The organism is Natrinema zhouii, from assembly GCF_013456555.2.
Lineage (GTDB): Archaea > Halobacteriota > Halobacteria > Halobacteriales > Natrialbaceae > Natrinema > Natrinema zhouii.
Genome location: NZ_CP059154.1, coordinates 2,756,356 through 2,778,999, shown reverse-complemented (window position 1 = coordinate 2,778,999; position 22,644 = coordinate 2,756,356). Strand labels below are relative to the sequence as shown.

Below are 22,644 nucleotides of genomic sequence, written 5' to 3'. Positions count from 1 at the left end.
GGTGATCTGATGTCAGCCCAAGGCCCACGCCCACGGCCCACAGATTCGGGCGGGGCCGGCTCGAGCAGCGGAATAACTCGTCGCGGTCTGTTCCGGCGGACGGCCGTTGCGGGCGGGACGGTCGTGGCGATCGGGGGCGGCTCGACGGTCGTACCTCGGTACTCGCCGATCGGCCGAGCGGCCGCGGTCGCACCGGTCGCGGTGATCGGCGTAGTAGGTGGCGCTGCCGCTGTGAAGTATGTAACTGGTAAGACGGTCGGTGAACACCTGTTCACGGGCGACGACCAAGATTACAGCGGCTATACCGGCGAAGACGCCTTACAGACTGATCTTTTCGCCGGGGCGCTCGAGATGCAGAGCGCGAATGAGCGGGTAATGACCTCGATCGGGAACAACATCCAGCATATCGATACGATCGGCCTCACGAAAGGAAAGGGGGCGATCGTCAAGGAGATGAACGCCGGAAACGTCGAGAGCGAGGCTAACGCGGCGATGCAGAACGCGACGGAAGAGTACGCGGCGATGATTCAAGAGAACATCGTCACCCACTCCAACGAGCAGGTGCGTCAAATGGCGCACCATATCGAGCAGGTCGAAACCCACGAAAACCTGACCGTTGCTGGCGTTTTCGGTCGATGGTTCCCCGGCGACGACCGCGAGGCGGACGACCCGGTCTATGACCTGAGTGGATTGAATCAGGTTCACGAACTGACGACGACGCTCGCGGACGGCCGGGAAATCGAGTACGTCGCGCTGTCGCTGAACAACGACAGCGGCTACACGGTCTGGTACGACTGGCGCGGCGATCTCGACGAAACGCAGTGGTCGAACAACTACGAGATGGGATCGCTGGCAATCCAGAGCGTCGATGGGTCAGATCGGACGCACTACAGTAAGAAGTCGAACTTCACCAGTGCGTGGGACAGCGCGGTCAGTTCGCTCGATAGCGTGCAGTCGGACCTCTCGGGATTCTCGTCGGACGTGTACGCTCAGTGGTCACCCGGCGACATTCCGACGGATCAGATCATTGACCCAGTGACGGCCGCAACGGAACTGAACCAGAATTACGATAACGCGGCCGGGCAGTCGGCTCATGCCGCGCTGATGGGAATCCCGACGACAGCCGACCTATCGGCGAATCTCGAGATCGAAAGTAACGAGGCAGAAGACGGCGTTTGGGAGGTGGAAGCGGATATCTTCACGGATCACGTCCCGAGAAACGACGTAACGTCATCGGCCTCGATCTCGTCCGGTGTACTCACGCTGTCAACCGAGCCGGTCACTGACGAAACCTACACGCTGACGACGACCGACGGCGAGACGGTGGACACGCCGGCCTCAAGCTTCACCGATAACGGAGACGGGACATGGGAGGTTGATCTGTCGTCCGATCTCAGCACGACCTCGGTCGAGACGCTGCTGGGCGAGGTTATCGGCTACAAGACCGGAGCGACCTACCACCCGAGCGAGTGGGATGCTCCCCTCTATATCGCGTACAACTACACCAACGAAAACGGCGAGAAGAAGGGCGCTTTCACGCAAATTGAGAGTCCGACGACCTTCGTGAAAGTGACCGACGCGGATGGCAACGATGTCGAAACCTTCGAGCCCGAGTCGCAAAACATCCAGACGGCCGACGTGGAAGCTCTCAAGAAAGAACTCGAGCAAGTTCGAGAAGAGCAAAAGCGGCTCCAGGAGGAAGCACAGGAAGAGAAAGAAGATGACGGGCCGCTATTCGGTGGCCTATTCGATGGCGGTCTCGAGGGCGGCGGCGGGTTGCTCGGACTCGGCCTAATCGGCATCGTCATCCTCGCTGTGGTCGGCATCGTCACCGACGCGGTCCCGGGACTGGGGAACAACTGACCATGCGACGTCTTTTCATCGTTGCCACGGTTGCAGCGCTGGCGCTCGCGATGGGCATGGGCGTTGGGCCAGCCGTCGCACAGAGCAACGAAACGGCAGCCAACCAGACCGACGGTGAACCGGTCGTACAGGCCGAGGAGGATGCCGTTCGGATAATCGACAACCAGACGCGAGTGACCGACTGGAGTTACGAGCCCGGCCGGTTCTCACTCGAGCTCCAGGCGGACGAGCCGACAACGATCAGCATCACCGAATCGGGGGCATTCGATGAGGACGCTACAAGCTTCAACTACGCCGAGAAGGAGTTAGACGAGGGAACGCAGACGGTGACGTTCATGGTATCGCCGCGGGAAGGCGAGAAGGGCGCGGCCGTCGCGATCGCCACCCAGAAGTCACTCGAGAAGGGCGGCGGTGCGATCGTTTCGACCGGGATGGTTCAGCAGAACCCGTTCCGTCACTTCGGCGGTGAGACGGGGCTGTTCTCCGGTGTTCTCATCACCGTGGGCAGTGCGGGATTCGGCGCGTGGTACGTCGTTCGCTCCGAGGAATCCGGGGTGGTCAAGGCATGAGCGACACGAGCGGCACCTTCGGGAATTGGAAGGACCGAATTACCTACGTCGTCGCCGAGGCGCAGTTACTCGTGTTCGCCGTGCTGTTCTCGCTCGGTGTTGCGATTCTCTGGATTCGGCCGTCTATCCCCGGTATCCCGCCGATATTCTTCGGCTGGTTCGCGGCTCTCATCCTACTTGGGCCGCCGCTGATTGCGATATTCGTTACCGGAGCCCGGAAGCTCCGCGACCGGCGAATGACGACGGTACACCACATCAACGGCGTCGATGACGTGAGAGAGAAATACTACGTCGAGCCGGAGTTGTGGAGCCAGAAGACTGTCGAGGGGCCGTCGCCGTATGTGTGCAACGACGGAGATGCCTACGAAGTCCGTGAGTTTACCCATCACGAGGATATCGGCGAGTTAGTCGTTCGAGGCTGTTATATGTCGCAGATGGCCGACTCGAAACTCGTTACGACGAAGACCATGCTCGAGGACATCCACGGCGATCTAGTCGAGGCGTTTCTCGAGTTGAACCAGCTGCGCGGTCGGATCAGCAAGATGGGGCTGCAGATCCAAGGCGACGTGATCAACGAGGAAGCCGAGGCCGACGAGCGCGGGTTGATGAACCCGCGAACGGCCGTCAAAGATCGGTTCGAATCGGCCAAGGAGGACGCCACTGCGTCGGACGATGACGAGATCCGAGACGTCGGTCAGTACGTCGACGAGTACACCGAGGGGCACGGTCCGAGAACGCCGGTCAGGGCGGAGGAATCGGCCACAGAACAGGCTGCAACCGATGGAGGAGAACCATGAGCGACGAGCAAGACAACTACACAGTCGGTGGCTTTCGCGAGTACCAGGACGGGAATCTCGAGCGCGACCCCGAAGAAGTCCTTCGGCATTCAGGGTTCGTTCGTGACGAGCAAGTGGACCGGCAGCTAGCGATGCGGGCGGTTCATCACGACACGGACCGCTGGCAGACGAAGCCCGCGAAGGACTACATGGCGGTCGGCAAGAATCGGAAGATCCTGCAGGCCGAAGGGAGCGAGACGGCCCGTCAGGCGCTCGAGAACGGCGACACGCTCACACTGAAGCACTACATCGGCGACCCGGCTCAGGAAGCCGACCTCGCCGGGATCAAAGCCGTGACCCGCTTGCAGGAGATCGTCGCTGGACCCGCGCCGGTAATCGTGCTGCTCGGCGAGATGGGAGACGGGAAAACCGATTTCTCTGGGCTGTTGGGCCAGCTCCGTGAGCGATGGGTCGACGGGAATCTTCTCGTCGGCTCGAACATACGCACGCTCGAGCGGACGAACCGATGGGTCCGTGACGACGGCTCGGTAGAAGACGGCTGGATTCCGAACTACCCGCTGCTCGAGGAATGGGTCAGTCAGGACGGCGATCCCGTCGAAAACCCGCAGCAGCCGAAGCTATTCATCGGCGACGAATTCTCGACGAACGCGAGCGGAGCCGGCGAAGACGGCCACAAGGTGCGGAAACTGATGGGGCCGCTGGTGTTCAAGATCCGCAAGTACGGCGGCGCTCTCATCTACATCGGCCACGACGAGAGTTCGATTCATCCGATGCTCTGGCGTGTCGGCACGATCATCAAAAAGACGTCGCAGAAATCAGCGGTCGTCGCCGATCGAGTTTCGAACGGCAGTCTCGTCGACGTGGACCCGCGCCCCCTCGAGGGCATTCCGCCGACCGACTGGTCGTTCAACACGAACGACGAGGCCGACTGGAGCTGGTCCGCGCCTGGAGGCGACGAGAAAGACGAGGCGATCGCCGAGAAAGACGTGAAACGAGTCGCCGCCTGGACGATGGAAATCTGCCGTCGACAGGGAATGTCGTCGCGTGCAACCGCCGAATTCGTGCCGTACAGTCACGCTACCGTCTCAAATTGGTGGGACGATATCGACGAGGGCGGCGAAAAGGCAGACTGGGTTTCCACAGTTGAACAGGTGATCGCATGACCGCGTCGGGGTGTCAAGCTGTAAAGCGTAACTGTCCCCCCTTTAGAGTAGCCCATAGCCCACCGCGCTTGCTCCCTACCGGGAGCGAAGCGAGCGATGGGCGCACGGCTCGAGGCCAGCGGAGGAGTATATATATCGGCGCGCGACGCGCGTGGTCCGCGTGAATCGGTCGAAGCGGGCGAACCATTTCGGGACTGCCGTCGAGAAACGAATGGCCGAAAAGCGTCGGTTCGATCTCGAGCGGGCCAGCTGGCACGACGCGAGATTCGGGAACGGGACACCCGTCGAGATTAAGTCCACGATGCACGAGCATTCCGACGGCCAGCCCGGAAACTGGAAGGTTTATCGTGAGTACCACGAGAAACTCCGGCGGCACGACGGCTGGTACTGTTTCGTCGTCTACCGGCCACATGGGCGATCGGGTTGCACAATTCTTTGTGATAAGATGGTTCGCTCGAGCGATCTCCCGCTGCTCCGGTGGCACGGTGGCGGCGATCACCGTGGGACCGAACAAGCGAAGATCTCGATTGAATCTGTGTTTTAACAGTAGATCGTAGTGCGGTTCTTTTATTCAGAATACTCCGTGAGACTCGCGGTAAGTACAGATGCTTACAGACCATGATTAGTTTCTAAAACGCGTATCGAAGTTTCTTCTATCTCTCGGTTTAACTCCATGCAGCACCGAGAGCCACGCCTATTGCCATACCAATAGCTGTCCACAGTGCAATGTCGTCCATCGCAACACCGAGGGCCACTCCGACTCCCGCCCCAACTGCGATACCCAGTCCCATCTTACTCCGGGTTCCATCTTCACCTTGTTTTCCGTACATACTGTCCTATTCATATCACTGACGATAAATCTATTCTCTGTACTTACCGAATCGGGTGCTTCAGTTTCGTACCTGCTTCTGAATAAAAAATCGTATTACCAACTGCTGTTAATCGGTGTCGACGGCGATCTCGGATTCGACTTCGAACGTCACTGCTCTCGTCGAGAGTGTCTCGGCGATCTCTCGACGCTGCTCGAGCGTGAGGTCGTCGCGCTCGATAACCTGGCGGGATGCCTGGACAAACTTCGGTACGTCATCGCAAGCGCTCACCACCGCTTTCGTCTTGTTACAGTCGTAGAAGTCGGCTGCGCGTTCGATTGCGTCTTGTCGGTACGCATAGTCGCCGTCGGTTCTGATTCGCATACTCGTACACACGACCCCCGAAATCCTAGTTTTTTCGGCTCACTGGACGGTCCATTTCGACCCAAAACAGGCGAAACGTGTCGGTCATCCAGAGAAGAACGCGGTCTCGAGCGACCGAACGACTCGAGATATGCACACGAGGGTTCGCGTCTCGTGTGCATATTCGGGGAACGGGATTTGTCGACGTACGACCCCAGGAAGTTGTGTGAGAACTCCTTCGACCGAGTACTGTTCTGAAAATTCGGTAATTGTTCGACCTAAAAGAGTACTAAGCAAATATACGAAATATAGGAATTAGACTAAAATCATACAGAGTCCATAGTATCATTCATCTCATCAATTTTTGAACGCAGATTTGAGATTTTCTGCTGATATTTTTCATTCTCGGTAATAATTGCATCATCCAGACTTTCAAACACAATGCCCCATGTGTTATCCCACCCCTCAGAGTATGTCTCTGAAAATTCCCTGGTCACGGGATATACGACTTGGATATCAGGGTGCTGATATTTAAACAAGTGACAACCCACGGTTTGGAGTTTGCTTCCCGTAGGAGCTAGGACTATCCTATATTTATCTGAATAGTCTTCATAAACATGATTGAGTACTTCCACTGTTTGTCGATAATTGAAAGTACTTGTCTCTCGCCAGTCAACTTGGATGTGTGACTCTACTCCTTCATTGAGTTCACGAATACTCTCTTTTCGCCATTGATTCTTCTCCATTCGTGGACTCCCTTGGATGGAAACTAATTGCGCGGGAGATAGTTCACTTGTTAAAGCCATTAGCTCCTGATGATTGAACGTTGGGAATGCAACAACAACCATCGACTGGTCGCTTCCCAGTGCTGATGATAGACCACGGGTCGTAACGATATCATAAATACCGTTGGTCAGGAAAGCTGGGGTTCGATCAGAATCTTCGCTGGACTGGAGCTTTTTGGTGTATTCGTCTTCTCTGGGGTGATATTTATCTGCTTCAGCGTAGTAGATTGTTACCGAGAAGTCTTTCTCAGCGAGGATTTGAAGAGAGATTATTATAAGTAATTTTGACATGCCAGAGACGTCAAGGATTACATGATTTTCTGAAATTGAATCTAGGAAATCAGAAAAATCTGATTCGAATGAATTGGGATCATGTCGGTCGAATACCATTGATTGAGTAGAATCGTCAGAAATCCCGAGAGAACTCAAACCCTTCTTTAGGGCATTTATATTGTTACGGCTGTTGAAGGGTTCATATTGAATGCTAGTTGCACTACTGATCAAGCTTGCATCGTCACGGCGGCTAAATTCCTCGAATATCGCCCTTGCTCTGTCCTCAAAGCCCGCAACAGCAACTAATGAGGTTGGAGAGTCAATATCGACTTGACTGAATTTAGTTATTTTTGGTAAATCCATATGAGTTCTACTTACTCCGGATTCTCGTCAATATCGTCTAAATACTTGGAGAGACTTTCATTTTCCGATCGTTCAAACTCTGAGGCATTGTATCCATCAGGGTTCATTAATAAATAGATGAACTCAGCAGGTTCCATAGAAACGTTGTCCCTTTGGCTGGGAGTGAGATTAAATTTTGGCAACAATAGCCGTCTCAGATAAAGTCGAGGGACCGCCCCGCCACGAATACTTTTACCGCGTGTATCAAGCAGGAAAATACCATACTGAAGTAAGTGGTTGTAAATTGACTCAGCTTCTTCTGTGATTTCTTCTTTCTCAGGTCGTTTTGACGTGTCTCTCCGTAAAGCTGTGAGTACCTCCGGTAGGTATTCGTCAGAATCAAATGAAAACGAATCCCGGATCTCAATACGAAAACCCTGGAAAGGAGGATTCCCAGACTGATTTTTACTATTCTCGTTCATTAACAGATAGTTCGCACGTTTTCCAAATACTTCGGCTATCTCTCTCAGCCTCTCTCCATTCTCTGGAATTGATTCTATTTTATTCATGAAGCTTCCGCCGTATCTTTTTATGATTTCATCTTGTTTTTCTGCAGGAATTGGAATCTCCACATCTCCTTTCTCCCAATCTTCTTTCTGGCCAACTTCATTGAACATCCCCCGCACTAATCGAAGCATTTCGGATATATCACCGGAGAAAATATCCCTCAAGGTCTCAAATCCAGCGTAATTGACCTCCGAATCACTCCGAATTTGACGAGCGAGATCATTGTATGAATCATATGGACGAAAGCCAAGAATATCATGAATGTCATCATACATAGTATTCATCCCGCTAGTGGTCTCTAGGCGTGTATCGAGGACGTCCTTCAAGAATTTATCTCTCTTATCCGTGTTACTGATAAAATGGCTAGCTAAATCTACGACTTCATACTCCCGAGATTCCTCGAGGAGTTTTCCGGACCGGTCATACGGGTGGAAAGATGCGATACTCTCCGTTGAAATCTTGAAATAGATTTGATCCCACCGTTCTAGTGCCAAATCATTTAGCGTCTTTTGCATACCCTTAGTGATTTTTGGCAGGGAGTAGTCATCTACAAGGAAAAATATTGGTTTCCCCTCTAGCCAACTAATTGAGTTTTGAAGTTCCCTGCATATTTTTGGGAGACTGTCGATTCCCATTAGGCGGGCTGAATCGTTGAACCCAGACCCACCCCGCCGCAAAGTATTGTTTATTCTACTTTTCTCTTTATCCAATACGGATGTGATGTGCTCTAGAACATCAGTGCCTGCGGGTGGGCTAGAGTACTCCCTGACTGCCCGAGACAATCTATCCTCTAATAGACTCACAGATTCATCTGAGACTTTTCTTCCCAGTTCATCGCGAAGCATCCTGATCCGGTATATGAACTTTTTAAGCATCGAAACCGAAAAATAGTGAATTAGAAGGTCTTGATTCCGTTGAGACGGATTCTCATCATCCATATAATGAAAGGCAAAATACAAATCCCGGCAAGGGTAGAAGGTGGCCAAATAATCAATGTCCTCAGCCGATGAAATCTGTCCGGTTTCTAATTTGGTCTCTAAGTCCATATTCATCAGAATTGTCGTCTTACCGCACCCACGAGGTCCCGTTACGATTGTATTTGTGCTAGTGTGAAGCTGGCCATATCCTGGAAAGTCGCGCGAATAGAGACGTTCTATGAGCTCGAAAGAATCCCCCATCTGCTCACAGCTTAGATAATCAAAGGGGCTTTTCAGCTTGACTTCGGGCGATCCAGACATTCGCTCTCTTGCCTTCGCCTGATTTTCTCGAAGTTTGGCCAGAAGTTTCTCCGGAGATTGGACATAGTCCCCTTTAATCGGATCTTCCTCAATGATATATTTTCCAACAAATTCATCGATCAAGAAATCTATCCGGTATTCATCGAATGTATCTAATCCCGATTTATCAATAGTAGATAACAAATTTAGGACGAGGTCACCAAGTTGGGCGTAATCATTTTTCGGCTCCATCGAATTGTAAGAATTTCCAATTCCAAAGTCAGTTATTTTGACTTGAGGCTCATCACTGAGTGTAATATCCGACTTTGAGAGAAGAATATTTCCTGGATGCAGATCGTTGTGATTGATTCCCCTTTGTTCCATCCCATGAAGAACATCTAAAATTGCTTCGGCAACGGAACAAACAAATGAAACAGTAATTTGGTCAGATTTCTCATTAAGGTATTCTTGTAGGCTTTGTCCATCAACAAATTCAGAGATGACACATGCGTATTCGTCGGACTCAATTGTAACTTTTGTATAGTCTTTGATGCTAACCACTCGGGGATGGGAGTCCATCATAGTCGCCTTCTGGACTTCCTCCTCCCAGCCTTCCCTTAGACCACTAATTGGGCTGAGTTTACATGCAGCATCCATATCAACTTCATCAGCAATATGAGAGGCGCGATAAACTACCCCGTTGTTCCCCGAGTCAATTCTCTCCTTGACCCGCCAATTCTCAAGGAAAACTTTCCCTATTATTTCGGATTTGTCTGATATTTTTGATGTCATACTAATTTTCGAGCACCAAGATAGTCTCTGATTTTGTTGACATAGAATTTATTTCCCTTTGAGGAACCTTATCCTGAACCGCCTCTTTTACGCTCATCCCATACTCCTCATTCTTGACCATGTTCGCTAACACCTCCGATGTGTCTACGGCAGCACCTGACCGCTGTGACTCTCCCATTACGAAGATTAGATTTCCCCCCGGTTGAAGAGCATTTGTAGCTTCAGAAAGGAAATTATCCAAGAAGTCTCTATATTGTTGCCTATTTTCCGGACTTCCGTCCAGATCCTCATAGTCTTCAACACCTAAGAAATACAGACGCAGACGATTGTCCCGTCCATAATCGAGCTTATTCATATACGGTGGACTGGTGATAATGGTATCCAGTCTATCCTTCTGGATCTCTTCGTTAATTACCTCTGCAGAATCGCCACTATAAATAGTTTGCTGTAGTGAATTATCAAACTCTGGGGCCCTACGGAAGGCACGCTCGATCTTCGAAAACAGTCGGGGTCTGATCTCCCTATATTCGTATTTTTCTGGGTATTGATCTCGCGGGAATTTTTCATCCCTTAGATAGGGGCGCAAGTTACTAGCCGGATATGACAGAAATCCCGGTCGCTGATGGTGGAGAATACCCAATAGGCAAGCAAGTAGAAAATGTTCGTCATTCTCGCGAAGTAGAGGGGCTAGTTGGACAATGCCTGAGAGTGTCTTAGGGTGGAAGAATTCAGCAACCCACTCAGGTATATCATCGGTTCCAACACCAGACTCAGGTTCAATTTTACTAAGATACTTCTCCGCAGATTCCTTAGCCTCTTCCTCCGATTTTGGAGGATGTAGCTTCGCTTTAGAAAGCAGAATTGAATACGGGTTCCTATCGATACCAATTGCCTCTCTTTTTTCAATCGCAGCTTCCAGAGGAACGGTTCCCGACCCTGAAAATGGATCGAGAATAGTATCTCCTGGTGAAGAGTAGGTTTGAACGAGTTCCTTTGCCATAGAGGATTTCATCTTACCTAAGAAAGGAGATAGCTGGTGCAAGGTGGATTCACTATGGACAGTCCTCCCCTCCCATGCATCTGGGTTCAAACTAGAAGGCATCAGTTGATACTTATGGGTTAGCACGGGGGTCCTTAATATTTTCTTGAAGGAGATTCGTGGCGTCAGTACATAGTCCACTAACTTCATTTTCAGCTGGGGCGGCCAGCAGCGCGGTGGTTAGTTTAGGACCTTGGCCTTAGCCACAATCATTCAGCGATATCGGTTCAACGGTCTCGACGAAGATGGCGTATTAAGTCGAGGTGAAGAGTCTACTGTCTCTGCCGAATTGTCCGTGATCCTAGAATGCCATCGGTTGTATATGGAATTTTCAGGTTTTATCTGAGACTCTATGATCCAAAATAGAGCAAACGTCAACGGCAGCATGAATATCGAGAATGTGTAAAGATATAGAGGCCCATTCTGAAGATAACCGGTTGCAGCTACGCCGCCGATTAGACTTCCAAAGAAGACTTTTCCTGTATTCGCGAGCACAACTGAGGCATTTTCCGTCATTACCTGCATGTTTCTAATTCGATACTAATCATCTTACTGAATGTCTGGATAGAAGAGTCTGTAGGTACGGTTCGTGCGCTTCAACTGAAGATCTATTGTGCAACACTGGGGCAGGACACTGTGATTTTTTGGCGCTAGCGACTTGATGATGGAGTTACCGAAACAAGATGGTCCGCGCGGGCAATCTCCTGCTGCTCCGCTGGCACGGCGGTGGCGATCACCGCGGGATCGAACAAGCGAAGATCTCGATCGACTCGATTTTCTAACCCCGCCTAAGCGCTTCCGCTAGTTCTGGTTAACAAGGTCCTGTTCACTCCTACCACCGCTGTACCGTCTGGTGACGGCCAGTTCGTTTTTCTCTCAGCGCGGCGCGCAGAGCGCGCGCCGCGCAATTGCCCTGCCCCCTTAGGGGCAAATTGCTCCAGTTCATGATTCAACTCTTAACTCGCCACAACTTTCTTCATATATGAGACGAATGCCAGCGTAATATGTCCACGGCTAAAACGGAGAAAACAGACTTACAGCGAGATATACTTCTCACGTGGTATGAGAATCCGAACGCCACAAACAAAGAAATTGCAAAAGCATGCGATTGTTCGGCCTCGTACGTGAGTCAGGTCACGAACCGCTTTGAGGATTACAATGAAATGGAGGCTATGATGGACCGCCAAGATAAGGAAATGGAAAGGATGTTCGGCGGCGATATCTTTCAAAGTATGCCGTCCAGTAACGGTCAGTATAGGATTGGTGCTTCGAGTGGCCCCAGTTTGGTCGAAATCTACACTGAACAACCAGATAATCTCATAGGCTATCTTGTCCGGGCTGCTATTCTCCTGTTTCTACTCTACATTTTCTACGAAGCAGCGATGGTTCTGGTGTTCTGAATAGACTAAACCAGCGTTTCAGTTTGGATATCGTTAGCGCTCACGCAATCAAGACCCCCATTTCGTGTGCTTCAACTGGAGTGCTGCCGTACGGAGGCAGGGGTGGTGCGCTGTAATTTTTTGGCGCTGTCCCCTTGGGGACACCCGCCAAGGGGGTTTTCGCGCGAAGCGCGAAACGACCTCGCAGGCGTTGCGGTGCGATCGCGGTGCCGACCCCGCCCTTGAGCCGGTGGCTACAACCAGAGTTGTCTAAGCAGGGATGTTATTCAAGAATACTTGTAGAAAACAAGGAAAACAAGAGCGTTGCCACTATCGAGGCCGGTTCAGCGATCGGCGACAGCGCCGATGAATCCGGTTTCAGTTCCGCCGCCGGGAGTCTTCCAGGTCAGCTCGGCGCCGCGGAGGACCGTTGGATCGTTCCCCGACTTCGACCACTTCTCGAGAGCTTCACCGGCGATCGTCGCAAGGTTCTCGAAACTATCCGACTTCAACCGAGAGAGAATTGTATCGATCCGCATCCGCCGGGGCTCGCCGTTCTCGTCGAACTCGAGGTCGGCGCCGTTCTTCGCGAGCCACTCCTGGAAGGGCGACGACTCAGCGACGTGATCGGCTAAGCCCATGAGGTGTTGCATCCGATCGGCGTAACTCTCGATCGCGTACTCGGCCGACTCGACGAGCGCTCGCAGTTCCTCGCGGTACTTTCGAGCACGGAACGATACGTCGCCCTGGTCGAGCTCGAGGACCTCACCGAGATCGTTGATCGCCCGGTAGATCGTCGCAGGGTGTTTCCCCAGCTCGTCGGCGAGCCCGTCGATCGTCGAGCCGCCGTCCGTCGCGACCGTCTCGGTCACGTTGCGGGCGGTCTCGCCCATGTCCCGCAGCGTCGTCATCAACAGGTGGTCAGACTTCGCCTCAAGGCGCGGCGTCGGGTCTTCGTAGAGTTCGACCAGGTCGTCTCGAGCCACCGCATCGAAGTGATCGTCGGCGATGTAAACACTGTTGCCGTCGGGACCGAGCGGGATGTCTTCCCAGTGGAGAGCGTTCAACAGTGTCTCCTCGATCTGCTCGGTGACCGCGTGGCGATCGGCCCATGACCATGCCTCTTTGTCGTTCATCGACTTGTTCACCAACACCTCCACTTTCGGGTGGTAGGACGGGTGATCTTTCGAGACTGCGTCTGGGTCCTTCAGCTGGTAGATCTCGAATTTTCGTCCGTAGGTGTGCCCCGGTAGTAGCTCGCCAGCTGATGCCGGATCTAAAAACAGCCGGTTCTGGTGGTTGATCGCCTCCTTGTTGTTGATGTGGAGTTCGGCCTTCACTCCCTTGAGGTCGGACAGGTAGTGCGCAACCTTCTGCAGCACACCGGCCGACGAGAGCTTTTCCGCCCACTCGCGACGGATTCGAACGTACCGTTCGTACGCCCACATTCGGCTCGCTTCGTGCGGCTCGGCTCGGAAGTAGTCGGGATGAACCCGCTCGTTAGCATAGTCGAACACCGCCGCAAAAAACTCCGGCAGTAGCTCGAGACCGCGGTCGGGTTCGATATTACTCGTGTGGAACTCGACGTCGATACCGTCAACCTCGCCGACCTGATTCTCCCACGGGAGCTGCAACCGCTCGCCGCTCTCCCAGTGGCGCATGTTCGGGAACCGAGGGCCGATGTTGTACGACGCCTTCCGCTCGCCGCGCCCACGGCCCACGATATCCCACTCGTAAAGCCGCTCGGCATTGATCCCGTCCGACAGTCGCGGTGCGAACCCGGACTTGCTGTACCGGACCTCTAGGTGCCAGGGCTCGCCGTCGATCTCGGTGTCGATCTCGAGGTAGCCCTCGAAGGGCGACCCAAGCATCACTGATGACAGCGCGTCGTAGGGTCCGCGGCCCCAGTCGGGCCACTTCCACCGGCCCTCGATCTCATGTGGCGTCGTCTCGACCTGTGACACCGCTACTCACCTCGCTCGCGCTCACGTTCTTGCTCGCTCTCGAGCAAGCCAGTGAGCACCGCCACGGGATTCCACCACGTCGCGCCCTGACACGGATAGCAGACGTGTTTGAACGACGTACAGTCCGTTACCTCGAGGGCGGCCAGATCAGCTTGCGGGAGCTGGTCCATCTCCTGGAGGCTGGCACGCTTGACGTGCGTCTGCCCACAGCCCACGCAGATTGCGTCGACGGGGATACCGAACCGACCGGCTACCGGGCTCGCTAACTCGGCCTCGAGGTCGCGGTCGTCTCGATCGGCATCATCACTGACCTTCGGACTCTCGAGTACCGACGCTCGAGAACTCATAGTGGCCCCTCACGTGCGTCGCGAACTGCGCGCGTACAGTCAGGACAGAGCCGGCGGAGCGCATCGACGCGATCGCCACAGCGCTCACACACGTCGGATTCGACGAGGCGATTCATCGCGAATCACCGTCCTCGTGTTCAGACTCTGAATTCGGTATTCCGAATCCGTAATAACGGAAGGAATGTCCGGAGAGCCGCCGTTTATGCAGGTCAGACCATGATCCTAGGGTGGACTCTGGGGAACTCCATTCGGACACACCACCTACCGATTCCCTCCCCTGAGTTCGAATCGTAACTGTGACCGTCACCGCACAGTCGCTTTTACGCTGGCGAGTACTGCTCAAGGAGCATCCGCTGTCGGCTCGAATCTCCTGATCGCCGAGCACCTGCCGAACGTCCGCGTCAGTCGCTTGATAGGCCGGATGGGCGATGGGCGTCCGACTCTCAACATCGTACAGTTCGCTCGCGAGGACGAACTCACTCATCGAGCATCGCCCCCTCTGCCTTGACGACCTGCTGAAACTGCTCGCGATCGCCGCCTCGATCCGGATGATGCTCTTTCTTTTTCGCTCGAGCCGCCGCCTGTACGACGCCGTCGTCAGCGTCGGGTGCAACCTCGAGAATCTCGTGTGGCGGCTCTGGCGGAGTGACAGCGTCCCCGTCAGCGCTCGGGAGCGCTTGTGTCGAGAACTCCGACTCGACGGTTTGGACGCCGTAGCGTTCGAGGGCTCGCTTCGCGTTCAGATACTTCGCGATCGCCTGCGCATTGTCTCGCAGGTTGTTCCACCGATCGCACGGAACTGCGAACTGCCGACCGTCCCGCTCGAAATAGACGACGACTCCCGGATCATCCGGATCACGGTCAGCGTACGGTCGATGCGGCTGCGCCTGCGTGTGTGGTGCAGCCGTCTCGACCTGCACATTGCGGGCGTCCATCTTCCGCAACTCCTCGAGGACGTTGTCGAACGCTCGGGTGCGAGAGACACGAAACCCGTGCGGGTAGGGGTCGCGATCGCCAGCCGGCGTCCGCTCGAACCCGTCCGGCCACTCGAGACGCTCAGACATCGCTCTCACCTCCATGACGGCCGGGCGATGTCTCCGGGTCCGGGATCGAAACGTCGACGCCAGCAGCAGAGCCACGGCTCAGTCGCGCGAAGGTATCGCAGTCACCACAGCGGTGGGCCCGATCGTCGTCGTCACCGAAGACGCGGCGGAACCGATCGGTGATATGGGCACCGCAGTGATTACAGGTCGAATTGTCGACCGACGGCCACGGTGCGACCGTCATGCAGACCACCCCGTAGAGCGGCTGCTAAGTGTCAGGAAGTGCGGGAAAAGGTATATGTACCCAGTGGGCCGGCGCAGATTCGAACTGCGGTTACGGCCACCCGAAGGCCGAAGGATACCAAGCTACCCCACCGGCCCGCACATTCTGAGTGAACGGATCCGTTCGTTTAACGCTTCCGAATGCTGGTGTCGAACCGCCGGCAGCGGAGCTGATTCCTCGAGCCAACCCTCACCAAAGCCACCCTCAAAACCGCTCGTAGCCGTCCGTATCCAGATAGTGATGCGCGACGGTGATCGCCTGATCCGCGTGCAGTAATTCGGGGCCGAGTCGAAGCCGCTGGTCGGCGTAGTCCTCGAGCAACCCCGCCTCCTCATCCGTGAAGTCCCGGTGATCCGAGAGCACGAAAATCGCGTCCGCCAGCGTCTCGGCAGCCACGTCGACAGCCGCCTCGCCGTCCTCGTGGAGCTGGACGATCGAGCCGTCGTCGGCGATTTCCTCGAGCGTCCCCTCGAATCCGCGGCGGTAGACCTCGATCCCTGGGTTGGGTTCGGCGGGCAGCGCGCCGATGGCGTTCTCGCGGTGCTCGAGGGCCTTGCGAACCAGCGCGGCGGTGCTCCGCTCGTCGGGGTTGAGCCGCTGGAGCGTTCTCCCGTCGAAGGTGATCGTGAACTCGTCCCGGGCGATCAGGTGGACGCGCACGTCCTCGCGGATGCCGTGGGAGATGACGAACGCGGCGGTGATCGACCGACAGAGCGCGTCGAGGCGACCGGCTCCGCCCGCGAGGTCGTCGAGCGAGAAGTCGGGCTCCGTGGGAACGTCGTGACCGATGAGCACGAACTGGCGCATACCGGAGCGTGGGCGGCCGACGGGATAGCCGCCACGATTCGGCGGCGGCGGATCACCGCCACCGTCCGATGCTCAGAAGCGCCGCCGGGCGCTCGAAACCCGCCTGGTGCTCGGAAACCGCACCCGGCGCTCAGGACCCGATCCCGAATAGGCGCTCGAGCGAGTCGAACACCCACTCGAGCCCCGGCATCCCGTCGCGATACCAGACGATAACGGCGACGGCGAACAGACCGAACTGGATCCACTCGTAGGCCCCGAGCGTGTAGTAGTGGAGGAACGCGTCGAGAATCCCAGCGACGGGCTCCTCGGGGGGCTGCTCGAGCACCGGCCAGAGGAGGTAGGCGGCGTGTGCGAACTCCCCCAAGAGGACCTGCGGCGGCACGTCCGCCAACAGGTGCGAGCAGTAGCCGATAAGGAAGGCGACGCCGATCGCGCGACCCTCGAGGCGATCCGCGACGAGGAGGACTGCAGGCACGAGGAGGGCGACGACGAACAGCGAGTGCGCGAGGGTTCGCCCGCCGGGCAGGATGCCGAAATTCCACGCGAGGGGCTTGTCGATCAGGTCCGGCGTCTGCGAGCCGACCGCGATCGCGAGCGCCGGCCAGGTTCGCGGCGGTCGGCCGAACCGGCGGTGCGTGACGACGGTGTAGAGCAGATAGGCGACGGCGAGGTGTCCCCAGGGCCACATCCTCCGGGCGTTCACCGGACGCGGGCATAGATGCTTCGGCTCGACGCGCCGACAACGGGACTGCATACCGCGATGGTGGCACTGCATAGGCATGGCCAACCGTTACCCTCGTCTCCGGTATTCAGTCAATACATGGCGAAATCAGAGTCGTCGCAGTCGAACGGGCAACAGCAGTTGCTCGCGATGCTCGAGGGGCGGTCCTGCCACCACTGTGAAGACGGCGAACTCGAGCGGGCGACCTACAAGGACAACAGGGCGATCATCTGCGATAGCTGCGGGACGCCGCGCGTTCAGGTCTGGTCGGCCTCGCTCAACTAGTACTCGAGCGCACCGATCCAGGCGTCGCTGCCGCTGACTGCACACCACTCGCGGTGTGCGTCGTAACAGCGCGAATCCATCACCTGGCCACACCGACACCAGTGCTGTGCGTCGTCGGGAACGGATCGTCGACAGAGCGGACATCGGGTATGCATGCTATTGTCTACCGTGATTCGACAGATACCACTTTTCGGTGCAGCGCTGACCGGTCACGAACGCGACCGAAAGACGGCTCTCAAAGGGAGAGTCGACGGAAGTAGTCGAGAGAGTACCGCGAAGGAGACAAATAGGGTGAGGGATCACCGCGATCGCGATCCCGAGTAGTCGTGGCCGACGACGAGTGCGAGCGCGTGGACCGCCAGCAGCGCGATGAACAGCGACAGGTGACTCATCGAATCGATTCCGGTGAGGATAACGGGAACGTAGACGATCGGCAGCAGGGTACCGAGCCAGAAGCCAGCAGCGGTAACGGAGTGGCTCAGGCGCATTGTCGGACTACCGCATCGACTCGAGGGCCACGAACGAATCGTCGTGAGCCGAGATCCAGGTTGTCATCAGCACGTCCTCGCTGGCTTCGGACGGGAAGATGGCGCACTCGTCCGGAGCCTCGTCGTTTTCGATCGTGACGTGATCGAGCTCGGCTGGCGGTTCCTCGCTGTCAGGTGGATGGAAGTCGGCATCTGTCATGGGCAATCGAGCGACTGGTACTCGCGTCGAACACTGCTACCGGATACGAGCCTATTGTTATCGAGATGCTAACGCGACGAATTCGGACGATAGCGTTCGGTTCTACCGCAATTCAGCCGAGGTAATCGTCCGAAAAAGAACACAATAAGCGCTGACGTGTACGATACCGCTATGAGACGTCTGAGACGAAAATACGGACCTATTGACAGGATAATGAGTGGTTTCGAGCAGTCTACCGACGCATTCTGACCGGAACTGACGGCTCGGGTCGACGACCGACCGGCGTTCCTCCCACTCGAGTGCTCGAGGGGAGCGATCAGCGCGGCACTCGCAGTGACTGTCAGTCGCGACGGGAGACCGATGGTCGGGCACCGAGGGTCAGGCTTTCAGTGATCGTTCGGCCGTCTCGCTCGAGCCGAATCGAGAGGGTATCTCCAGGGCTGGTCTCGAGTGCGAGGTACGTCGACAGCGCGTGGCGGTCGGGGATCGGCTCCCCGTCGAACGCGAGGATGACGTCACCGCCGACGGGGATCGACTCGCCGTGTCGCTGGACGGACCACGAGGCCGGCTCGAAGACGCCGTCGGCGGCCGAGCCGTCGTCGACGCGGGTGACCATGACGCCGGTCGCTTCGGAGAGGTCGTTAGCCTCGGCGACGAGGCGGTCGACCGTGCGGAATACGATTCCCAGATACGAATGGTTGTACTCGCCGTCCTCGATGAGCGCCGGGACGACGCGCTCGGCGAGGGCCGCCGAGATCGCGAAGCCGATGTTGTCGCCGCCGGCAGCGGTGACGACGCCGACGACCGCTCCCTCGAGATCGATGAGCGGGCCGCCGCTGTTGCCGGGGTTGACGGCAGCGTCGGTCTGGATGACGTTGGGATAGGAGAACTGCCGGTCGGGGAAGTCGAGCGTCCGGTCGATACCGCTGACGATCCCCGACGACATCGAGCCGTCGAGCCCGTAGGGGTTACCGACAGCGGCCACCTGCTGGCCGACGACGGGAGCCTTCTCCGTCAGGGAGAGCGGCGTCGCCGCCTTCGGGACGTGATCGACCTCGAGGACGGCCAGATCGCTGTGGTAGTCGCGCCCGACGAGCCGGGTCCCGGTCCAGTCGCCGGTGATGTACTGGAGGTCGGCCGCCGTGCCGTTACCGATGACGTGGTCGTTGGTCACGACGTGTCGATCGTCGTAGAGGAACCCCGAGCCCTGTCCGCGCCCCTCGACACCTGTGTCCGGATCCCGAAGCCCGAAGACGCGAACCTGCGTGACCGAATCGATGACCGCCCTGTAGAGATCCGTAAAGGCCGACCCCTCCGCGATATCGTCTCGATCGATGGTGTGCGAGGAGTTTCCCTCGATCGAGCTGTCCGCTCGGGGCGCGGCACAGCCGGCGGCGGCGCCGGCGAGTCCGGCGCTCGCGGCCGCGAGAAAGGACCGCCGATCCAGTCGGAAATCGTGCATAACCGAGAATTGGACCCGACCCATTTGAACCTCCGGGCCGACGGCCGGCACGTTCGAGCCACTGTGGGCGGTCCCGTGGTGTGCACAGTCGCAATCGAGGCGCGAGTCCCGGCGAAGGGAAAACGTGTTACCCGCGGCCCCCCGACTCTCGAGACATGATCACGGAAGACGCCCGCGCGTTGCTGGCGACGGGCACCGTCTGCGACTCCTGTCTCGGACGGCCCTTCGCCGAGCGGAGTTTCGGGCTGACCAACGGCGAGCGCGGCCGAGCGCTGCGCACGACGGTCGCGCTGGCCGACGACGAGGACTTCGATCCGACCGACCCCGCGGACTGCTGGGTCTGCGAGGGCTACTGTGGGACGTTCGACGCCATCGCCGACGCGATCGTCGACGCCCTCGAGGGGTGTGAGTTCGCCACCTACCAGGTCGGCAGCCGCATTCCGCCGCTGGTCGAGGAGAACGAACGGCTGCTCCGGGAGGACGCCGGCCTCGAGCCGGACGTCGGCGAATCGATGAAGCGCGAGATCAACCGGGAGGTCGGCCGGCGCGTCGGCGCGAAGACCGAAACCGAGGTCGACTTCGACCGGCCCGACGTGCTCGCTATCGTCGACCTCGAGGGGTTCGACCCGCGCGAGACCCTCGAGTCGGGCACCGTCACGAGCCACGCCGTCGACGTCCAGATCAACCCCGCGTTCGTCTACGGCCGCTACCGCAAGCTCGAGCGGGACATCCCCCAGACGGAGTGGCCGTGCCGGGAGTGTGGCGGCAGCGGCATCCAGCTCGGCGACGACGGCGAGGAACCCTGTGACTACTGCGGCGGGTCAGGCTACCTGTACGACACCAGCGTCGAACAGGTCGTCCGCCCCCACGTCGTCGATGCGATGGACGGCGGCGAGGGCACCTTCCACGGCGCGGGCCGCGAGGACGTCGACGCCCGCATGCTCGAGGGCGGGCGGCCGTTCGTCCTCGAGGTGAAACGACCCCGCGTGCGCGACCCCGATCCCGAGACGCTCGAGGCGGCGATCAACGCGGCCGCCGACGGGAGCGTCGAGGTCGAGGGCCTCCGGCTGGCGACCCACGAGATGGTCGAGCGCGTCAAGGAACACGACGCGAGCAAGCGGTACCGGGCCGACGTTGAGTTCGCGGAGCCGGTCGACGAGGACGCCTTCGAAACGGCGCTCGCCGAACTCGAGGGAACGACCGTCGACCAGTACACGCCGGAGCGAGTCGACCACCGGCGGGCGGGGCTGACCCGCGAGCGGACGGTTTACGACATCGACGGCGATCTGCGATCGTCGGCCGAGGCCGAGGTCCGAATCCACGGCGAGGGCGGCCTCTACGTGAAGGAGCTCATCAGCAGCGACGACGGTCGAACCGAGCCGAGTCTGGCGGGCCTGCTCGAGACCGACGCCGAGGTGACGGCGCTGGACGTGACCAGCGTGGAAGGTGAAGACGAGCCGTTCGAGTTCGAGGAGTTCTTCCTGGACGAGCCGCGAGTAGATCGCGAGGAAGAGACGGCAGAGACGGCTAACTGAATCGATCCTCGCGAGTCGCAACGATTTTCCGCTCCGCGACCGACCGGCAGCGTATGCCATTCGGCGTCGACGAGGCCGGCAAGGGTCCCGTGCTGGGATCGATGTTCGCCGCGGCCGTCCACTGCGAGGAGCCCAGCGTGCTCCCCGACGGCATCAGGGACTCGAAGCGGCTCTCTCCCGAGCGACGCGAGGAGCTGGCGGCGACCCTGCGCAGCGACGATCGGCTCGCGATCGGCGTCGCCGAGATCACGCCGGCGCGGATCGACGATCCCGAGACCGATATGAACTCGCTCGCGGTCGCGGCCCACGCCGAGGCGATCGAAGCGGCAATCGATGGTCTCGAGCGCGACGCTGACTCGAGCAGTCCCGTTTCGGGACTCTGTGACGCCTGCGACACCGACGCCGACCGATTCGCCCGCCGAGTCACCGCCGCGTGCCCGCTCGAGGACCTCTCCGTCGACGCGCGTCACGGGGCCGACGACGACTCACCGCTCGTCGGCGCGGCCAGCATCATCGCCAAGGTCGAACGCGACGCGCACATCGCCGGCTTCGCCGACGAGTACGGGCCGATCGGCAGCGGCTATCCGGGCGATTCGACCACTCGCGAGTTTCTCGCGTCCTACGTCACCGAGCACCGCGAACTCCCCCCGTTCGCGCGGGACTCGTGGTCGACCTGCGAGCAGGTGCTCGCTGACGCCGAGCAGACCGGCCTCGAGCAGTTTTAGGAGTCCGTAAAAGAGGGAGCGCCGAACTCCCGAATCGACCGCGCTCGAGGATGCCTGATCAGAACAACCCTTCCACATCCTCCTCGCGAGCTTTCCGCCGGCCGACGTGGTCAGTGAGTCGCTGGGAGATGATCCCGCGATTCTCGTCCTCGCGGACGAAGTCGAACAGCAGCGTGATGAAGACGCTGTCGTCCGCGCCGGCCTCGAGATCCTGCTGTGCGTACGTTCGAGCCCGTTCGACCGGTTCCTCGTCGTAGCCGAACTCCTCGGCGAGGACGACCGCGGCGATCGCGGTCGGTTCGAACCCGAGATCCGCTAGCGTCGGTGTGGTCCCCTCGTGTTCGATCCGTCTCGGCGGCCGCCGCTCGAGACGTTCGGGATCGGCCGCGATTCGAGATAAAGCCGATTGAATCGGCTCGAGCCGAAGGTCACGGTAGTCGGCGGGCAGCCCCGCGAGGTATTCGCCGGCGCTCTCGGCGAGCCCGACGGCGCCCTCCCAGTTTCGCTCGCGGGCGTGGTACACCGCGCCGCTGTACTGAATGAGGCCGTGAAGCAGCCGCTCGTCGTTGCTCCCGGCCTCGAGCTCGAGCCAGCGGTCCTCCCAGGCGTCGTGGGCGGCGTGGTAGTGGCCACTGTTGAAGATCGCGACGCCCGCCCGAAGCCGATCGCGCATGGTCGACCTTCGGGATCGAGACTCGAGAACGTGACGAAAACGGTGACCGCCGGATATCCTGCCGACGACGGCGACCGGATTACACCGGGAGGGAGACACCGTATCGCCGTTGCCGACAGCACACTACCGCCTCCGGCAGGGCGGGACAGATACT

The 22,644-nt window shown here is 57.8% G+C and carries 25 protein-coding genes and 1 tRNA gene; 9 read left to right on the top strand and 17 right to left on the bottom strand.

The annotated features are described in order from the left end of the window. Window positions 1–9: 9 nt before the first annotated feature. From HYG81_RS32505 to HYG81_RS32485, 5 genes are all read left to right on the top strand, one after another. Entirely contained in the window at window positions 10–1,863 is a 1,854-nt protein-coding gene (locus tag HYG81_RS32505) for an Env/VP5 family phage fusion protein (protein ID WP_226777489.1), read from the top strand. 2 nt (window positions 1,864–1,865) lie between these two features. Next, window positions 1,866–2,432, top strand: a complete 567-nt coding sequence (locus HYG81_RS32500; RefSeq protein WP_180840324.1) for a DUF8063 family protein — start codon at window positions 1,866–1,868, stop codon at window positions 2,430–2,432. After that, window positions 2,429–3,229, top strand: coding sequence for a hypothetical protein (locus HYG81_RS32495; protein WP_180840323.1), 801 nt, complete (start codon window positions 2,429–2,431; stop codon window positions 3,227–3,229). Before HYG81_RS32500 ends, HYG81_RS32495 begins: the two co-directional genes overlap by 4 nt. Next, a complete protein-coding gene (locus tag HYG81_RS32490; RefSeq protein WP_180840322.1) occupies window positions 3,226–4,392 on the top strand; it encodes a hypothetical protein in 1,167 nt (388 codons plus the stop codon). The genes HYG81_RS32495 and HYG81_RS32490 overlap by 4 nt, the downstream gene beginning before the upstream one ends. A 160-nt stretch (window positions 4,393–4,552) precedes the next feature. Next, on the top strand, window positions 4,553–4,936 hold the full coding sequence (locus tag HYG81_RS32485) for a PD-(D/E)XK family putative nuclease (protein WP_226375950.1): 384 nt from the start codon (window positions 4,553–4,555) through the stop codon (window positions 4,934–4,936). Between the two features lie 121 nt (window positions 4,937–5,057). On the opposite strand, the gene HYG81_RS32480 is transcribed toward HYG81_RS32485, so the two are convergent. The 5 genes from HYG81_RS32480 to HYG81_RS32460 all read right to left on the bottom strand — a co-directional run bounded on the left by HYG81_RS32480 (window position 5,058) and on the right by HYG81_RS32460 (window position 10,540). Beyond that, window positions 5,058–5,222, bottom strand: a complete 165-nt coding sequence (locus HYG81_RS32480; protein WP_180840321.1) for a glycine zipper domain-containing protein — start codon at window positions 5,220–5,222, stop codon at window positions 5,058–5,060. 108 nt (window positions 5,223–5,330) lie between these two features. Further along, window positions 5,331–5,585 (bottom strand): DUF7692 domain-containing protein, encoded by a 255-nt coding sequence (locus HYG81_RS32475; RefSeq protein ID WP_180840320.1) that lies wholly within the window; start codon window positions 5,583–5,585, stop codon window positions 5,331–5,333. Between the two features lie 305 nt (window positions 5,586–5,890). After that, window positions 5,891–6,985, bottom strand: a complete 1,095-nt coding sequence (locus tag HYG81_RS32470) for a hypothetical protein (protein WP_180840319.1) — start codon at window positions 6,983–6,985, stop codon at window positions 5,891–5,893. 11 nt (window positions 6,986–6,996) lie between these two features. Beyond that, complete coding sequence (locus HYG81_RS32465) at window positions 6,997–9,540, bottom strand: protein kinase family protein (protein WP_180840318.1); 2,544 nt, start codon at window positions 9,538–9,540, stop codon at window positions 6,997–6,999. Between the two features lies 1 nt (window position 9,541). Further along, window positions 9,542–10,540 (bottom strand): DNA methyltransferase, encoded by a 999-nt coding sequence (locus HYG81_RS32460; protein WP_180840317.1) that lies wholly within the window; start codon window positions 10,538–10,540, stop codon window positions 9,542–9,544. A 1,043-nt stretch (window positions 10,541–11,583) separates the two neighbouring features. Here HYG81_RS32460 and HYG81_RS32455 point away from each other — a divergent pair. Further along, a complete protein-coding gene (locus HYG81_RS32455; RefSeq protein WP_180840316.1) occupies window positions 11,584–11,979 on the top strand; it encodes a winged helix-turn-helix domain-containing protein in 396 nt (131 codons plus the stop codon). A gap of 323 nt (window positions 11,980–12,302) precedes the next feature. On the opposite strand, the gene HYG81_RS32450 is transcribed toward HYG81_RS32455, so the two are convergent. The 7 genes from HYG81_RS32450 to HYG81_RS32420 all read right to left on the bottom strand — a co-directional run bounded on the left by HYG81_RS32450 (window position 12,303) and on the right by HYG81_RS32420 (window position 17,090). Further along, window positions 12,303–13,922 (bottom strand): DUF7845 domain-containing protein, encoded by a 1,620-nt coding sequence (locus HYG81_RS32450; protein ID WP_180840315.1) that lies wholly within the window; start codon window positions 13,920–13,922, stop codon window positions 12,303–12,305. 2 nt (window positions 13,923–13,924) lie between these two features. Further along, window positions 13,925–14,269 (bottom strand): hypothetical protein, encoded by a 345-nt coding sequence (locus HYG81_RS32445; RefSeq protein ID WP_180840314.1) that lies wholly within the window; start codon window positions 14,267–14,269, stop codon window positions 13,925–13,927. A gap of 476 nt (window positions 14,270–14,745) precedes the next feature. Beyond that, complete coding sequence (locus HYG81_RS32440) at window positions 14,746–15,333, bottom strand: J domain-containing protein (protein ID WP_219628695.1); 588 nt, start codon at window positions 15,331–15,333, stop codon at window positions 14,746–14,748. Then, window positions 15,326–15,565, bottom strand: a complete 240-nt coding sequence (locus HYG81_RS32435; RefSeq protein ID WP_180840312.1) for a DUF7563 family protein — start codon at window positions 15,563–15,565, stop codon at window positions 15,326–15,328. Before HYG81_RS32435 ends, HYG81_RS32440 begins: the two co-directional genes overlap by 8 nt. 55 nt (window positions 15,566–15,620) lie before the next feature. Next, window positions 15,621–15,693: transfer RNA gene (locus HYG81_RS32430), tRNA-Pro, on the bottom strand. Between the two features lie 106 nt (window positions 15,694–15,799). Continuing rightward, window positions 15,800–16,402 (bottom strand): tRNA (pseudouridine(54)-N(1))-methyltransferase TrmY, encoded by a 603-nt coding sequence (gene trmY, locus HYG81_RS32425; RefSeq protein WP_180840311.1) that lies wholly within the window; start codon window positions 16,400–16,402, stop codon window positions 15,800–15,802. Between the two features lie 130 nt (window positions 16,403–16,532). Continuing rightward, window positions 16,533–17,090 (bottom strand): metal-dependent hydrolase, encoded by a 558-nt coding sequence (locus HYG81_RS32420; RefSeq protein WP_180840310.1) that lies wholly within the window; start codon window positions 17,088–17,090, stop codon window positions 16,533–16,535. A 132-nt stretch (window positions 17,091–17,222) separates the two neighbouring features. Between HYG81_RS32420 and HYG81_RS32415 the strand changes: the two genes are divergently transcribed. After that, window positions 17,223–17,408 carry an HVO_A0556 family zinc finger protein gene (locus tag HYG81_RS32415; RefSeq protein WP_180840309.1) on the top strand — a complete coding sequence of 62 codons (186 nt, stop codon included), beginning with the start codon at window positions 17,223–17,225 and terminating at the stop codon, window positions 17,406–17,408. On the opposite strand, the gene HYG81_RS32410 is transcribed toward HYG81_RS32415, so the two are convergent. From HYG81_RS32410 to HYG81_RS32395, 4 genes are all read right to left on the bottom strand, one after another. Further along, window positions 17,405–17,563, bottom strand: coding sequence for a hypothetical protein (locus HYG81_RS32410; RefSeq protein WP_180840308.1), 159 nt, complete (start codon window positions 17,561–17,563; stop codon window positions 17,405–17,407). The genes HYG81_RS32415 and HYG81_RS32410 overlap by 4 nt on opposite strands. Before the next feature lie 144 nt (window positions 17,564–17,707). Then, window positions 17,708–17,896, bottom strand: coding sequence for a DUF8028 family protein (locus HYG81_RS32405; protein ID WP_180840307.1), 189 nt, complete (start codon window positions 17,894–17,896; stop codon window positions 17,708–17,710). A 7-nt stretch (window positions 17,897–17,903) separates the two neighbouring features. Further along, the gene (locus tag HYG81_RS32400; RefSeq protein ID WP_180840306.1) at window positions 17,904–18,095 is read right to left on the bottom strand and encodes a DUF7511 domain-containing protein; all 192 of its coding nucleotides are present in this window, start codon (window positions 18,093–18,095) and stop codon (window positions 17,904–17,906) included. Window positions 18,096–18,435: 340 nt separating this feature from the next. Next, window positions 18,436–19,557, bottom strand: coding sequence for a S1C family serine protease (locus HYG81_RS32395; protein WP_180840305.1), 1,122 nt, complete (start codon window positions 19,555–19,557; stop codon window positions 18,436–18,438). 155 nt (window positions 19,558–19,712) lie between these two features. Here HYG81_RS32395 and HYG81_RS32390 point away from each other — a divergent pair, with 155 nt between their 5' ends. Further along, a complete protein-coding gene (locus HYG81_RS32390) occupies window positions 19,713–21,092 on the top strand; it encodes a tRNA pseudouridine(54/55) synthase Pus10 (RefSeq protein ID WP_180840304.1) in 1,380 nt (459 codons plus the stop codon). Window positions 21,093–21,145: 53 nt separating this feature from the next. Beyond that, complete coding sequence (gene rnhB / locus HYG81_RS32385; protein ID WP_180840303.1) at window positions 21,146–21,817, top strand: ribonuclease HII; 672 nt, start codon at window positions 21,146–21,148, stop codon at window positions 21,815–21,817. 58 nt (window positions 21,818–21,875) lie between these two features. Here the strand turns inward: rnhB and HYG81_RS32380 are convergent, their stop codons facing one another. Then, on the bottom strand, window positions 21,876–22,490 hold the full coding sequence (locus tag HYG81_RS32380) for a DUF309 domain-containing protein (protein ID WP_180840302.1): 615 nt from the start codon (window positions 22,488–22,490) through the stop codon (window positions 21,876–21,878). Between the last annotated feature and the right edge of the window lie 154 nt (window positions 22,491–22,644).